Source organism: Silvimonas sp. JCM 19000 (assembly GCF_054652575.1).
Genome location: NZ_BAAIHC010000017.1, coordinates 15,794 through 30,099, shown reverse-complemented (window position 1 = coordinate 30,099; position 14,306 = coordinate 15,794). Strand labels below are relative to the sequence as shown.

At 59.3% G+C, this 14,306-nt stretch carries 12 protein-coding genes and 1 tRNA gene; 5 read left to right on the top strand and 8 right to left on the bottom strand.

What is annotated here, in order from left to right:
* Window positions 1–42: 42 nt before the first annotated feature.
* The 3 genes from ACYQ1A_RS14955 (at window position 43) to ACYQ1A_RS14945 (ending at window position 4,074) form a co-directional block, all read left to right on the top strand.
* On the top strand, window positions 43–2,112 hold the full coding sequence (locus tag ACYQ1A_RS14955) for a cytochrome c biogenesis protein ResB (protein ID WP_499363225.1): 2,070 nt from the start codon (window positions 43–45) through the stop codon (window positions 2,110–2,112).
* A gap of 2 nt (window positions 2,113–2,114) precedes the next feature.
* Window positions 2,115–3,236, top strand: coding sequence for a c-type cytochrome biogenesis protein CcsB (ccsB, locus tag ACYQ1A_RS14950; protein ID WP_499363223.1), 1,122 nt, complete (start codon window positions 2,115–2,117; stop codon window positions 3,234–3,236).
* A gap of 325 nt (window positions 3,237–3,561) precedes the next feature.
* A complete protein-coding gene (locus tag ACYQ1A_RS14945) occupies window positions 3,562–4,074 on the top strand; it encodes a hypothetical protein (protein ID WP_499363221.1) in 513 nt (170 codons plus the stop codon).
* Here the strand turns inward: ACYQ1A_RS14945 and ACYQ1A_RS14940 are convergent.
* The 8 genes from ACYQ1A_RS14940 to ACYQ1A_RS14905 form a co-directional block, all read right to left on the bottom strand.
* Window positions 4,071–5,153 carry a CobW family GTP-binding protein gene (locus ACYQ1A_RS14940; RefSeq protein WP_499363219.1) on the bottom strand — a complete coding sequence of 361 codons (1,083 nt, stop codon included), beginning with the start codon at window positions 5,151–5,153 and terminating at the stop codon, window positions 4,071–4,073. The two genes, ACYQ1A_RS14945 and ACYQ1A_RS14940, sit on opposite strands and share 4 nt — an antisense overlap.
* Window positions 5,150–5,761 carry an aminoacyl-tRNA hydrolase gene (pth, locus tag ACYQ1A_RS14935; RefSeq protein ID WP_499363217.1) on the bottom strand — a complete coding sequence of 204 codons (612 nt, stop codon included), beginning with the start codon at window positions 5,759–5,761 and terminating at the stop codon, window positions 5,150–5,152. Before pth ends, ACYQ1A_RS14940 begins: the two co-directional genes overlap by 4 nt.
* A gap of 148 nt (window positions 5,762–5,909) precedes the next feature.
* Window positions 5,910–6,491: a 50S ribosomal protein L25/general stress protein Ctc gene (locus ACYQ1A_RS14930; RefSeq protein WP_053939704.1), complete on the bottom strand. Its 582-nt coding sequence runs from the start codon at window positions 6,489–6,491 to the stop codon at window positions 5,910–5,912.
* A gap of 167 nt (window positions 6,492–6,658) precedes the next feature.
* The gene (locus ACYQ1A_RS14925) at window positions 6,659–7,609 is read right to left on the bottom strand and encodes a ribose-phosphate pyrophosphokinase (RefSeq protein WP_499363215.1); all 951 of its coding nucleotides are present in this window, start codon (window positions 7,607–7,609) and stop codon (window positions 6,659–6,661) included.
* Between the two features lie 62 nt (window positions 7,610–7,671).
* Window positions 7,672–7,748 (bottom strand) — tRNA-Gln (locus tag ACYQ1A_RS14920).
* A 14-nt stretch (window positions 7,749–7,762) separates the two neighbouring features.
* A complete protein-coding gene (gene ispE, locus ACYQ1A_RS14915; RefSeq protein ID WP_499363213.1) occupies window positions 7,763–8,623 on the bottom strand; it encodes a 4-(cytidine 5'-diphospho)-2-C-methyl-D-erythritol kinase in 861 nt (286 codons plus the stop codon).
* Window positions 8,624–8,626: 3 nt separating this feature from the next.
* A complete protein-coding gene (gene lolB / locus ACYQ1A_RS14910; RefSeq protein ID WP_062222934.1) occupies window positions 8,627–9,187 on the bottom strand; it encodes a lipoprotein insertase outer membrane protein LolB in 561 nt (186 codons plus the stop codon).
* Window positions 9,184–10,935 (bottom strand): tetratricopeptide repeat protein, encoded by a 1,752-nt coding sequence (locus tag ACYQ1A_RS14905; RefSeq protein WP_499363210.1) that lies wholly within the window; start codon window positions 10,933–10,935, stop codon window positions 9,184–9,186. The genes lolB and ACYQ1A_RS14905 overlap by 4 nt, the downstream gene beginning before the upstream one ends.
* A gap of 300 nt (window positions 10,936–11,235) precedes the next feature.
* Here ACYQ1A_RS14905 and mutM point away from each other — a divergent pair, with 300 nt between their 5' ends.
* The gene (gene mutM, locus ACYQ1A_RS14900) at window positions 11,236–12,051 is read left to right on the top strand and encodes a bifunctional DNA-formamidopyrimidine glycosylase/DNA-(apurinic or apyrimidinic site) lyase (RefSeq protein ID WP_499363209.1); all 816 of its coding nucleotides are present in this window, start codon (window positions 11,236–11,238) and stop codon (window positions 12,049–12,051) included.
* Between the two features lie 225 nt (window positions 12,052–12,276).
* A complete protein-coding gene (locus tag ACYQ1A_RS14895; protein WP_499363207.1) occupies window positions 12,277–14,286 on the top strand; it encodes a dynamin family protein in 2,010 nt (669 codons plus the stop codon).
* Window positions 14,287–14,306 lie beyond the last annotated feature (20 nt).

The following is a 14,306-nucleotide window of genomic DNA, read 5'->3' as shown; positions in this document are numbered from 1 at the left end:
GCCTGAGCCCTGGTTCCGGCGCAATGTATACAAGAGGGGCGCTTGTCGCTCCTTTTTTGCTTTATGAGCCCGACCATCGCCCGCCCTAGCCGCCAAGTTCCATTCAGCCGTGCCCTGTACGAGCTGCTTTCTTCAATGCGCTTTGCAGTGAGCTTGCTGGCGGTCGTGGCGATAGCTTCGATCATCGGAACGGTGCTCAAGCAGGGCCAACAGTTCGTCGATTACCGCATCGAGTTCGGCGATTTCTGGTTCGGCATCTTTGAGCCGATCGGGCTGTTCGATGTGTATCACGCCGCCTGGTTCATGACGATCCTGGGCTTTTTGATGCTGTCGACGTCGCTCTGTATCTACCGGCACGCGCCGGGCATGATCAAAGACATCCGCAGTTTTCGGGAACATGCCACGCGTAATTCACTGCGCCTGATGGCGCATCACGCCGAGGTTGAGGGCGATCAGGTGGTCGATCGCCAAGCCGCGCAAGATTATCTGAAGCGCGCTGGCTACCGCTGGCGCATCAACGAAGCCAACGGCGTCTGGTTGCTGGCCGCCAAAAAGGGTGCGGCGCAACGACTGGGTTATCTGTTTGCGCATGCCGCCATCGTGGTGATCTGTATCGGCGGCTTGATGGATGGCAATTTGCCACTCAAGCTGCGCGAAGTTGTCGGCAACAAAAAGGCCGAAACCCGCGACATCCCGCAAAGCAAAGTCCCCCCGGAAAGCCGCCTCGGCATTGGCAATCTGTCTTTCCGCGGCAACGTCACCCTGCCGGAAGGCGCCGTGGGCGATGTGGTGTTCCTGAACGAGGGCGAAGGCTATTTTGTGCAGGATTTGCCGTTCGCATTGCGACTCAAGCAATTCCAGGTTGATTACTACAGCACCGGCATGCCCAAGCGCTTTGCCTCCACCATTGATGTGCTGGATCGCCAGAGCGGCAAAATCATCAAAAGCGGCGTTGTCGAGGTAAACAAGCCGCTGGTGGTCGATGGCATCGCCATTTACCAGTCCAGCTTTGGCGACGGCGGCTCGGCCCTGCAATTTACCGCCTGGGATCTGGGCGGTCGTGCGCCGTCCAGGCTCAACGCCACCTCCAAGACCAGCCAGAACGTCACGCTGGATGGCAAACCGTATACGCTGGAATTCGGCGATCTGCGCGTTACCAACGTCGAAAACATGGGCAAGCCGGCGGGCGATACGTCGACGGTGGCGGTGAACAAGGTTGAGCAAGCGCTGGCATCAGCGCAGTCGGTCAAATCCAGCCGTGCCCTGCGCAATATGGGTCCGTCAATTCAGTACAAATTGCGCGATCAGGCCGGCCAGGCCGTCGAGTACCTCAATTATCTGTCGCCCTTCTATGCCGATGGCGCGACCTATTTGTTGACCGGTGTGCGCAAGGACATCACGGCGCAGTTCCAGTTCATCCGCGTGCCGCTGGATAGCGAGAACAAGACCGACGCCTATATGCGGCTGCGCAATGTGATGCTGGACCCGGCCAATTACCCCGAGATTGCGCGGCGCACGGCGGACAAGGCCTTTGCCGACGGTGGCTTTTCCAGCACGCGCCGGGACGACTTCCAGTCTGTCACGCAAGCCATCCTGCGCCAGTTTGGTCAGGGCGGTTTCAATCAGATCGACAAGTTTATCGAGACCAAGGTGCCCGCGGACAAGCGCGCCACGGTCGCTCAGACTTATCTGAAAATTCTGCAAAACGCTACCGTTGATGCCATGGATCTGGCACAACAGAAAGCCGGGCTACCCCCGCTGCCGATGACCGCAGAAAACTATCACTTTTTGATGGACAGTCTGGTCGCCAGCAGTGGGTTCTATGAATACGGCAGTCCGGTATTTCTTCAATTTGACGCATTCACCGAAGTAAAATCCAGCGGCTTCCAGTTGACGCGTTCACCCGGCGAACCTGTGATCTTCTTCGGTTCCATCCTGTTGGTTATCGGCATCTTCTGCATGTTTTATATGCGTGAAGAACGGGTCTGGCTTCGCGTTGGCGATGGTCAGACCTTGCTGTCGTTGGCGGGCAATCGCCGCCCGGCCGAACTGGACACCACTTTTGCTGCGCATCGCAACGCCTTGTTGCCTGCGCCACCCCAAGGAGAATGAGCATGACCACGCTCAGCCTGACCCGGCGCCAGCCACTCGATTTTGTTTTCGCCGTCCTGATGTTGCTGGCGGCGGGTTTCGCCTTTAGCCGCTACGGCGCGCATATGGATTATTACGAGCAAGCCATTCTTGCCGGTGTGACAGCCGGGCTGATCTGGTTTGGCTGGTTCTGGCCTGCCATGCGTTATTTTCTGCCGGCCGCCGGTGTGCTGGCGCTGATTGGCACCGCGGCTTATGGCAATGATCTGGGCCGGGCACAGCACGCCTTCTTGCTTAAATATCTGCTGGCCAGCCAGTCGGCGGTGATGTGGATGTGCGTGCTGTACGTGTTATCAACATGCACCTACTGGTTTGGCATGCTGCGTCGCTCCGAGACCGCACTGGGCATCGCCTCCGGCATGGCATGGACCGCCGCGCTGGCCGCGCTTACCGCGCTGCTGGTGCGTTGGTATGAAAGCTATCTGATAGGCGCGGATGTGGGCCATATTCCGGTCTCCAATCTGTATGAAGTGTTCATCCTGTTCTGTCTGATCACCACGCTGATGTATCTGTATTACGAAGCCCGCTTCCGTGCGCGCAGCATGGGTGCCTTTGTCCTGCTGGTAATCTCGGCGGCCGTTGCTTTTATTCTGTGGTATTCGCTGGACCGCCAGGCGCATGAAATCCAGCCGCTGATTCCCGCGCTGCAATCGTGGTGGATGAAGATCCATGTCCCCGCCAACTTTATCGGCTATGGCGCATTCTCGTTGGCGGCGATGCTGGGCGTGGCGCAATTGCTGGTGTCGCAAAACATCCTGGCCACCCGCTTGCCGTCGTATGAAGTGCTGGGCGACGTGATGTACAAGGCGATCACGGTGGGCTTTCTGTTCTTTACCATCGCCACCATTCTTGGCGCTGCCTGGGCGGCCGATGCCTGGGGCGGTTACTGGAGCTGGGATCCCAAAGAAACCTGGGCGCTGATCGTATGGCTTAACTACGCCGCCTGGTTGCACGTCCGTCTGGTCAAAGGCTGGCGCGGCAATGTGCTGGCGTGGTGGGCGGTGGTGGGTCTGGTCGTGACCACCTTTGCCTTTATCGGCGTGAATATGTTCCTGAGCGGCCTGCATTCCTACGGCGGCCTGTAACCCGCCCACACTGGTGGTGGTAAACAAGGGCAAACCTGCGGGTTTGCCCTTTTTGTTGGCGTAATGCGCAGACCACCCTGCTCTGCTATCCCGTTTGATAACTCCGGTGGCAAACCGCCAGCTTGCCCGCTGACGAGAATGCTGAAAGCTTTACGGCAGCACGACCACTGGTCGCTTCCGCTGTCCCATCTGTCTCGTAAGCGTCACATCCTTCCCTACACGCTTTCAGTTACAGGACAATTGCAGTAAAACACGAAGCTCTAATATGCGAGTGCATCACTCCGCGCAGAGAGTGAGCCCGCGACGTTCTCGGGAGGGATCGACTATGCTCGACGTGATTTACCGCAAGACTGATCGGGGCCATGAAGAAATCACCACGCGCGCCAGTGGGCTATCGCTCAAACTGCGCCAACTGCTGATCATGATCGACGGCAAAACGCCCAACCATGCGCTGCCCCTGGCGATGGATGAAAAAGAACTGGTGCACCGATTGCTTGAACTGGAATGGGATGGGCTGATCGAGCGTCATGGCAGCATGCCCGCCAGCAAAACTGCCGCTCCGTCCGCGCCGGCAGCCCCAGGGCATGCGGCAGTAGCGCCCATTCACGCCAGTGCCAAGCTACCGGCCAGCCAGATCGCCCGCATCCGCGCGATTCTCAATGTGAGCAACCATACCCACCATGGCACGCTGGATAATCTGATCGGGCAAATGGATACGGTGCACACGCTGGGCGATCTGGAACGGGCGCTGGCGCAGTATCTGACGGCGATGCAGCAACGCGGGCGCGAAGCCGACGCCCAAAGCACGCTGGCGCAAATCCGCCAGGTTCTGCGTTAAGCCTCGGACACCGCGGCAGGGCGGATGCGGGCAGCCAGCAAGCGCTGCTCCACCGCCTGCCAGTCCGGCGCTACGCTGGCGGCGACAATCAGTTCAACGCGCGTGTCGCGGCGCCACGCCGACACGTTGGCGCTGGGATAGCCATCGACCCAGTCAAAGCGATACCAGTCGCGCTCGGTCTGGAACACGCCTTTAGCACGTTGCAGACCCGTCAGCCCCAGACTGGCGGCGTCATTCATGGCTTCAAACAGATCGGCGATTGCGCCGCTATCGAACATCACCTGATCGCTAAACACCCAGCCGCACGCATGTGAACCCAGGCTGGACTGCGTCTTGCGCACCGGCAGATCGCCCTGCGGCAATTCAGCCGGCGCAGCCACGGCGGCGGCCTTGCGCGTCGGGGCCAGCGGCGCGTGTTGATGCGCTTCGGGCGCCTTATGCTCGAACTGCCAACGCGCCGGATCCAGCGGCGCATCCAGCAAGGCCGGATCGATCACGCCCTTGCGCGTGCTGATCATTGCCAGCTTGGGCGGAAACAAAGCACGGCCCATTGCTTCAGCGCGATCAATCTGCTCGGCATCAGCCAGATCCACCTTGTTCAGCACCAGCACATCGGCCAACTCGATCTGATCGCGCCACGTCTCGTTGCGCGCGTAGCGTGCGTCCTCCAGATGACGCGCGTCGACCAGCGTCAGCACCGCGCGCACTTCGAAGGTCTTGGCCATGAACGGGTCACGCAGCAAATCGATAATGCCGGCGGGATGGCCGAGTCCGGACGGCTCAATCAAGATGCGATCAGGTCGCCGCCCTTGTACCAGCTTGTTCAGATTCACGCGCAGCATCGGGCTGGTGGTGCAGCAAATGCAGCCGCCGGGCACCTCGGCCACCTGCAAGCCGTCACCCGCCACTGACAAAGTGGCGCCATCAATCCCCACTTCGCCAAATTCATTCACCACCACGGCCCAGAACTCGTCGGCAGGCTTGCCTGCCAATAAATTGGCCACCGCCGTGGTCTTGCCCACGCCGAGAAAACCGGTGATCAGATTGACCGGGATACGTGCTGTGCTGGTTTCACTCATGCTTCGGGCGCCTTTTTGTGTGGGCGCTTTTTGGCGTCGTCGGTGTGAAGTTGCTGCATCGCGGTTTCCATATCGCCAGCCAGCATATGCTGCAGCAGGTTCTGCGCCCGCACCATCGCGCCGTCGATAAGTTCTTGTTCTTCTTTGCGCGGCGGCTTCAACACAAAGTTGACCACCTCATTCCGATCGCCCGGATGACCGATGCCAAGGCGCAGGCGCCAGAAATTGGGGGTCGATAGATGGGCCTGGATATCCTTAAGGCCGTTGTGGCCGCCATTGCCGCCGCCGAGTTTGAGCTTGGCCTGGCCCGCGGGAATATCGAGTTCGTCGTGCACTACCAGAATTTCATCCGGCAGCACGCGGTAGAACTGTGCCAGCGCTACCACCGATAAACCGCTGCGGTTCATAAAGGTCTGCGGCTCCAGCAACCACACATCTTTGCCATGCAGCCGTGCCTTGCCCACCAGACCATGAAATTTGCTTTCGTGGCGCAAGCTGGCACCGCCTTCACGCGCCAGTTCGTCAATCCACCAGAAGCCGGCATTGTGCCGGGTTGCTGCGTATTCGGCGCCCGGATTACCCAGGCCCACGATCAGTTTGATAGCCATAGCTGAAGCTTGTTTGCGCAAAGCGCCATCATACCGCCCCCATCGCAGCGGGTCAGCGCAGCAATACGTTTACGCGGATGCCGCGCATAAAAAAACGGCCAGATCAATCTGGCCGTCTTCTCAACAATCAATCAGCAAAGCTGAACGATTATTCGCCCTTGGCAGCGTTCAGGTTGGCAATTGCCAAATCTTCGCCACGTACCAGGGACATCAGCTCAACGCCTTCCGGCAGCTTGAGGTCGGACAAGTGAACCGAGTTGTTGCCGTTACCCAGCACGCTCAGATCAACGTCGATGAACTCAGGAATGCTGGTTGCAGCGGAGCGCACCAGAACTTCGTTCAGCACGTGGCTGATCGAGCCGCCGTCGAGCTTGACGCCCGGAGCAACGTCGCCGTTGATAAAGTGCAGCGGAACGCGCACTTCAACGCTGGTGTTGGCATCAACGCGTTGGAAGTCAACGTGCAGAACCAGCTGGCGGAACGGGTGGTATTGCACCGAGCGCAGCAGGGCCTGTTCGGTATCGCCGCCTTCCACTTCGATCTTGACGATCGAGGTGTGGAACGCTTCTTCCTTCAGGGTGTACCACATGCTGTTGTGATCCAGTTCGATCACAACGGGGGCCTTGCCGCCACCGTAAACAATACCGGGCAGCTTGCCGGCTTTACGCAGGCGGCGGCTCGCACCGGTACCCTGCGCTGCGCGACTTTGGGCTTTGATTTCGAAAGACATGGTTAGAACTCCATTTCACTATGTACCCGTGCCGCCCGCGACCAGAACGACACAGGATTCGAGGGACGATTCCCTCAAATTCGGGTTAAAACCGTCATTGGTTTAAATGACGAGAGGCGAGCACAGGCTCGCCTCGGTTAAATCTTGTTGCCCGATCAGCTCGGGGCTTAATCCACAAACAGCGAAGAAACCGATTCTTCGTTGTTGATGCGGCGCATGGTTTCTGCCAGCAAACCGGCAATAGAAACTACACGGATGCGATCAGAATGACGCGCGGCTTCCGACAACGGAATCGTGTCGGTGACCACCACTTCATCCAGCTCGGATTGCACAATCCGTTCGACCGCTGCACCTGAGAACACCGCGTGGGTGGCATAGGCAATCACGCGGGCGGCACCGTGCGCCTTGAGCGCTTGTGCGGCTTTGACCAGCGTGTTGGCGGTATCGATCATGTCATCGATGATCACGCAGGTACGGCCGGAAACATCACCGATGATGTGCATGACTTCGGCCACATTGGCCTTGGGACGACGCTTGTCGATAATCGCCATATCCACGGTCAGTTGCTTGGCCATGGCGCGGGCACGCAATACGCCGCCGACGTCAGGGCTGACCACCATCAAACCTTCGTGGTTCTTGGCGCGGATATCGGCCAGCAGAACCGGCGTGGAATAGATGTTATCCACCGGAATATCAAAGAAGCCCTGGATCTGGTCGGCGTGCACATCTACCGTCAACACGCGATCCACACCCGCCACCTGCAGCATGTTGGCCACCACTTTGGCCGAGATAGGCACACGCGCAGAACGCGGACGGCGATCCTGGCGGGCATAACCAAAGTAGGGGATAGCGGCGGTGATACGACCGGCCGAAGCGCGCTTGAGCGAATCGACCATCAACATCATTTCCATGATGTTGTCGTTGGTGGGCACGCAGGTGGATTGCAGAACGAAGACGTCACGGCCCCGGACGTTTTCCAGCAGTTCGACAGTCACTTCACCATCAGAGAAACGCCCAACCGTGGCACGGCCCAGCGAGATATCGAGATGATTAACGACGCTTTCGGCAAGCTTGGGATTAGCGTTGCCAGTAAATACCATGAGGCTGTCGTAAGCCATTTGCGTGCCTTGAAAAAACGAAAAGCGTGTAACCTGAGTACACGCTTTTCTATCTTCGAAACTGGCAGGGGAAGAAGGATTCGAACCTTCGCATGTCGGAATCAAAATCCGATGCCTTAACCAACTTGGCGACTCCCCTATTGAACCTGCTTCTTAACGATCCGAAGCAAATTCACGTAACTGATGCTGCTTGACTGACCTTACTGAATAACCGGTCATGTCATCAGGAAGCCGGGATATTACACGATCCGCATCGCCTTGTGAAGCACATCTTGTGAACACGCAGCTTCCTGATCCAGTCATCCGCGCAACACCAAACTGGCTCAGCCAGGCAAGGTATTCAGCAATCAGCGGATGCTGACCCAGCGCTACCGCTTGCAGATCATTCCTGCAGTCGATGTCGTTGAGGCCGCGCATTTTGACTAAGGGCGTATCCCTTGTCAAGCGTTCATCTTTAAAAATTGCCGGGGTCGAAACGTGCACCGGTGGATGCAGTACCACATAGGCGCAATCGGGGGTTTCGATTTCCTGCATCTGCTCGCCCACGCCTTCCACAAAGGCGTTGCGGCCAAAGATAAAGAACGGCACATCGGCGCCCAGCCGCAATCCCAGCTCCATCAAGACCTTACGTGACAGATCCAGGCCCCATAGCCGATTGAGCGCCAGCATGACCGTCGCCGCATCCGAGCTGCCGCCGCCCAGCCCCCCCCCCATGGGAATACGCTTGTCGACGCGGATATCCACACCTTTGGCCACGCCCGAATGAGTTTGTAACAAACGCGCCGCGCGCACCGTCAGATCGGTTTCTGGCGGCACATCGGGCAAAGGATTGTGGTGCACGATCTGCGTGTCGTCGCGCAGCCGCAAGTGGATGGTGTCGGCCAGATCAATCAGCTGAAACACCGATTGCAGCAAGTGATAGCCATCATCGCGACGGCCCACCACGTGCAAAAACAGATTGAGTTTGGCGGGCGCCGGATAGGCTTGCCAGCCTTTAGATACAGAATTGCTCACGATTTACTGCCATTGCCAGTCAGTCACTACGATGGTCACGGTGACCGTCGCCCGCGTTGCTTCGATGCGCTTGGGCAGCGGGCCAAAGCTACCGGCATCGACATGCCCCGAAGTATCGATAGACCAACCCGCCTGTTCGATATGGCGGCCCTGCTCGGTATCGCGTACCGCGGCAGGGGAAGACGGATCGGCCTTGCCCTGGATCCAGTAGCGCAAACCGCCCGCGGGCAGTTCCCAGCCGGTACGCGCTTTCAGCAGATCATCGGGCGTGGCGGCTACGGTTTCTTTGCCGGCCTGGTCACGCAAGCGCGCCGTTTTGCCGTCAAAGGTCAGCTCCGCCACGGTATTGCCCAAGGGGCTGGATAAATCCAGTTGCGCCTGCTTGCCGTCGTCGCGCCAGCTAAAGTTGGCCAGATTGTTCTCGGACGGCAGTTTGACCGCCACCCGCCCCGTCGCCACCAGCTCACCGGCTGAACGTGGCGGAGCCGGTGGTGTGGCGCAAGCGGCCAACAGCGCCGCCGCGACGCCAGCCAGCGCAAACGTGCGCAATGCTGTGCGGGTCATTGCGTCACCGTCTTGCTGATTTCAATCACGCTTTCATTGGTCGGATCGAGTTTCTGCGCGGTCGCCAGCACTTTGCGTGCTTCCGATTTATCGCCGTTGTGCCACAGCACCGCCGCCAGATGCGCGCCGATTTCGGCATCAGGCATCGCCACAAAAGCTTTGCCCAGCAAATCTTTGGCTTCGTCATAGCGCCCCTGGCGATAGCGCAGCCAGCCCAGGCTATCCTGGATAACCGGGTTATCCGGTTCTTTGGCGATGGCTTTTTCCAGATAGCCGTTGGCTTCGTCGAGGCGATCAGTGCGGTTGGCCAGGGTATAACCCAGCGCATTCAGGCCCATCACGCTATCCGGCTGCAATTGCAGAAAGCGATGCAGATCGGTTTCAGCGGCAGGCAGATTGTGTTGCAGGTCGGCGATCAAAGACCGGTCGTATAACAAGTCCGGCGAATCGGGCTGTTTCTTTAGCTCGGCGGAGAGCGCGTCCCAGGCTTTGTTGTAATCCTTGGCTTCGCGCCAGACTTGCGCTTCCAGTTGCGCCCGTACCACGCGTTCTTGTGGCGTGGTGGCCGGTTGGGCGCGGATCAACGCCAGGGCGTCGTCCGGACGGCCTTCGCGGGCGTACAGGCGCATCATGCGTTGCTGTGCGGCGTCTTTCATATCGCCATCAACGCCTTGATACCAACCCAGCGCCGTGGCGGTCTGACCGCGTTCTTCCGCAATTTGCCCCAGGTAGAGGCGCAGATTGTTGGTGGTGCGCGGGCTCTTGACCACGGCGGTGGACAGTCGCAAATACGCGGTGTCCAGATCGCGCATTTCCAGCGCCACCAGGCCGGAGCCGACCAGCGCTTCCGGCATATCCGGCTGTTTACGCAGGGCTTCTTCGTACAGATCGCGCGCTTCTTTAAACTGGCGATTGCTGACGTATTCGCGCGCCAGCGTGGTTTTGATTTGCGCCGAATCCGGGTTCTGCCGCATCGCATCTTTCAGATAATCAATGCGCGCCTGCACTGGCTGGTCCGCCATCAACTGCACTCGATACAGCACGGCGGGTTCCCACGCTGGGCGCAACGATTCGGCCGCAGTCAGCTCTTTGAGTGCGTCGCTGACGCGCGAGGTATTGGCATACGCCACCGCGCGGGCAAAGTGGGCTTCGGGCAAATTCAGATAAGGCTGGGTGACTTCTTCAGTAAAGCGGGCCGCTGCTGCGCGATCGGTGTTTTTGTCCCACAGCAAATGCATTTGCATCATGAAAGACGGCACGTCTTGCGGTTTGGCTTCGAGCAGTTTTTTCAGATGCGGCTTGGCTTCTTCCAGCCGGTTGGCCCGCAGCAACAGGCTCAGCATCACTTGTTGCGGGTTCAGCGCTTGCGGCGAAGCATCGATCCACAGTTGTGCGGAGTCGAGCGCCAGATTCAACTGGCCGGCCCCGATCGACACCTCGGTGGCACGGCGCGCAATGCGCGGATCGTGCGTGCGTTTGGCCAGATCATTCCAGGTTTGCGCCGCTAACGTCGGCTCGCCACGTTGCAGCGCGATATCGCCCACCAGAAACCGCATTACCAGTTGGTCGGTCAGTTCCACATTGGGCAAGGGCCCTTCTTGCGCGGCCTCGGCCGGGGCTGAAGCCGGAGCACTGGCGGTCTGTGGGGCGGTGGCGTCCGGGTGCGGCACCGTGGCGCAGCCCGCCAGTACCGCCAGGCTTAACCAGAGTGGGACAACAAGCTGTTTGCGGGTAAACGGCAGGGGCATGGCACGATCCGGCAGGTAATTGTGAGAAGGTTGCTGGGCAACCCGTTATATCTATTTATCTATTTTGATCTGGCCTGCATCGCGTTAAACGCGGCGCAATGCCGGCTGACCCGGGCACCAGGCCTTGATCTGGCACGGCTGACGCATATGACCGGCCCATATTAAGTTAAATTCCGCAGCCGGGGCTACTGCGTGGCGGGCCGCGGTATGCCTGGATATGCGGCCCGTCAGCCCATATATCAAACCGGCGTATGTAACCAGCACTGACACACGCGCCACGATCCCCAAGGATAGACCCCGATGCCAGAACTGCCAGAAGTCGAAACTACCCGCCGCGGCATCGCCGATATTGTGACCGGCACGCGCATCGAGGACGTCATCATCCGCAATCGCAGCCTGCGCTGGCCGGTGCCGGAAGAACTGCCGGAATTGCTGCGCGGCCAGCGTGTGCTGCAGCTGGAACGCCGCGCCAAATATCTGTTGTTCCGTTTTGAGGCGGGCACGCTGATCGTGCATCTGGGCATGAGCGGCAGCTTGCGGCTGGTGACGGCCGCGCGGGCGGTGGAAAAACACGATCACATTGATCTGATCCTCGAAGACGGCCGCATCCTGCGCTACAAAGACCCGCGCCGTTTTGGCTGCATGTTGTGGCAAGCGGCCACCGCCGGGCCGCATAAATTGCTCGCTGAGCTGGGGCCCGAGCCTTTATCAGACGCTTTCGATGCCGGTTATCTCAGCGAGCAGCTCTCCCGTCGGGGTTCTGCAGTCAAGCTGGCGATCATGGATCAACATGTGGTCGTTGGCGTGGGCAATATCTATGCCTCCGAAGCGTTGTTCCGCTCGGCGATCCATCCGGAGCGGCCCGCTAACAGCCTGAAAAAGCGCGAGATTGTGGCGCTGGTGGCGGCCATCAAAGCCACTTTGTCGGATGCGATTGCCGCAGGTGGCACCACCCTGCGCGATTACGTCGACAGCACCGGTAACCCCGGCTATTTTTTGCTGCAAACGTATGCCTACGGCCGCACGGATGAAGCGTGCCGCCAGTGCGGTACGCCGATCAGCGAGATCCGGCAGGGCCAGCGCGCCACGTTTTTTTGCCGTCAGTGTCAGAAATAAGCCGATAGACAGTGTGTAAATATGTATCTATGGCCGGACTGTAATACCATGCCACGGGGTTAAAGCCAGTGGCGATAGAACCAGGCATACCGTTGATTAAATGATTGAAACACGCGTGTAGCCCACGCATGGCGCCAAACACCGTAGCGTGTCTGCGCCCGCCCGGACGGCCACCCGCACAGCCGCCCGGCGCCTACAAAGCAAGCTTTGATAATCGGGAAAAAGATGAGCGCAGAATTTCTTCATCGCGACGCAATCGCGGTCAACGACGTCGATTCGACGGATCGCCTGGTCGGCGACTTTCAGGCCTATAGCGCCTGGCGCGGTCAGTTGTCGCAAAAAGTGTCCCAGCTTTCGCGCTGGTTGAACGAACAAGATCTGGAAGATGCGCAAACGCAAATGCGCATCCAGTCACTGCTGGAAAAACTCAAGGACGACAAGCTCAATATCGCGTTTGTCGCCGAGTTTTCGCGCGGCAAATCCGAGCTGATCAATGCGATCTTCTTCGCGCACTACGGCCAACGCGTGCTGCCGTCCTCCGCCGGCCGCACCACCATGTGCCCGACCGAAATCCTGTACGACGCCAGCCGCCCGCCTTCAATCCAGTTGCTGCCGATTGAAACCCGGCTGCAAAACGTCACCACCAGCGAATATCGCCGTTACACCGACGAGTGGGCCACCACCCTGCTTGATCTGGATAACGCCGAAGCCATGCTCGGCGCCTTCCGCCAGGTGGGCCAGACCAAACGCGTGCCGACTGAAGTCGCCAAACAGTTTGGTCTGTACGACGAAAACGATCCGGATCAGCGCATCGCGGTCGGGGCCGATGGCCTGATCGAAATTCCGGCGTGGCGCCATGCGGTGATCAACTTTCCGCACCCTTTGCTGGAACAGGGTCTGGTCATTCTCGATACCCCGGGCCTGAACGCGATCGGTACCGAGCCGGAACTGACGCTGAATCTGCTGCCCAATGCGCACGCCATCCTGTTTATCCTGGCCGCCGATACCGGCGTGACCAAGAGCGACATCGATGTGTGGCGCAACCATATCGGCAAGGCGCAAGGTGGCGCGCGCGGCCGGCTGGTGGTGCTCAACAAGATAGATGGCTTGTGGGATGACCTGAAGTCCGGCGCAGAAATCGAAGGCGAAATCAGCCGTCAGGTGCAAACCACGGCCGAGCTGCTGGGCGTGCCCACCAGCCATGTCTATCCGATTTCGGCGCAGAAAGCGCTGGTGGCCAAAGTGCAGCACGACGACGCCCTGCTCGATCGCGCGCGTCTGGGTGCGCTCGAAGCCGCATTGTCGGGCGAGTTGCTGCCGGCCAAGCAAGACATCGTGCGCGACAGCACCATCACCGAGGTCGATGACATCGTGCTGGCCACGCGCCAGATCCTGACCGCGCGCCGCAACGGTCTGCAGGAACAGCTGGAAGAATTGTCGCGGCTGCGCGGCAAGAATCAGGACGTGGTCGTGCAGATGATGGACAAGGTCCAGGCCGACAAACGCCACTTTGAACAAGGCCTGGTGCGCTTCCAGGCTTTGCGCAGCATTTTCAGCCAGCAGACCAACCAGCTGATGAGCCTGCTGGGCATGGACGCGCTCAAAGCCGAAATCGCCCGCATTCGCGACGAAATGGAACGCACCTGGTTCTCGTTTGGCGAAGGCGGCCTGCGCGCGGTGATGGAGCGCTTCTTTAAAGACACCAACGCCAACATCGCCCGCTCGGCCGAACAAGTGGCCGAAATCCAGGCCATGATGGCGGCCATGTACAAAAAGTTTAGCGAAGAACACGGCCTGGGCCAGGTGACGCCGCCGCCGTTCTCCACGCTCAAGTACCACAAAGAAATGGCGCGGCTGGAAAAATCCTTCCGCGAGCACTTCAACACCATCAGCCACCTGCTGACCACCGGCCGCAATCGCATTACCGCCAAGTTCTTTGAAACCGTGGCCAGCCGCGTGGTCACTGTGTTTGAAGTTGCCAACCGCGACGTCGAAAACTGGCTGAAGGCGGTGATGGCACCGATGGAAACGCAAGTGCGCGAACATCAGCTGCAACTGCGTCGCCGTCTGGAAAGCATCAAGCGCATCCACAAAGCCACCGACACGCTGGAAGGCCGTATCGAAGAGCTGGAAGAAATGGATACGCAGTTGCTGGAACAGCTCAACGAACTCGACGCCCGCCACCGCATGGTGCTGGCAGCGCTCAACACCGAGATCGTGCGCATGGCGGCCTGATTTCGGCGCTGAGGTTGGCA

What these genes read in the sequence shown, in the direction of transcription:
- ccsB (WP_499363223.1), top strand. Translation starts at nt 2,115, where the DNA reads ATGACCACGCTCAGCCTGACCCGGCGCCAGCCACTCGATTTTGTTTTC.
- ACYQ1A_RS14945 (WP_499363221.1), top strand. Translation starts at nt 3,562, where the DNA reads ATGCTCGACGTGATTTACCGCAAGACTGATCGGGGCCATGAAGAAATC.
- ACYQ1A_RS14940 (WP_499363219.1), bottom strand. Translation starts at nt 5,153, where the DNA reads ATGAGTGAAACCAGCACAGCACGTATCCCGGTCAATCTGATCACCGGT.
- pth (WP_499363217.1), bottom strand. Translation starts at nt 5,761, where the DNA reads ATGGCTATCAAACTGATCGTGGGCCTGGGTAATCCGGGCGCCGAATAC.
- ACYQ1A_RS14930 (WP_053939704.1), bottom strand. Translation starts at nt 6,491, where the DNA reads ATGTCTTTCGAAATCAAAGCCCAAAGTCGCGCAGCGCAGGGTACCGGT.
- ACYQ1A_RS14925 (WP_499363215.1), bottom strand. Translation starts at nt 7,609, where the DNA reads ATGGCTTACGACAGCCTCATGGTATTTACTGGCAACGCTAATCCCAAG.
- lolB (WP_062222934.1), bottom strand. Translation starts at nt 9,187, where the DNA reads ATGACCCGCACAGCATTGCGCACGTTTGCGCTGGCTGGCGTCGCGGCG.
- ACYQ1A_RS14905 (WP_499363210.1), bottom strand. Translation starts at nt 10,935, where the DNA reads ATGCCCCTGCCGTTTACCCGCAAACAGCTTGTTGTCCCACTCTGGTTA.
- mutM (WP_499363209.1), top strand. Translation starts at nt 11,236, where the DNA reads ATGCCAGAACTGCCAGAAGTCGAAACTACCCGCCGCGGCATCGCCGAT.
- ACYQ1A_RS14895 (WP_499363207.1), top strand. Translation starts at nt 12,277, where the DNA reads ATGAGCGCAGAATTTCTTCATCGCGACGCAATCGCGGTCAACGACGTC.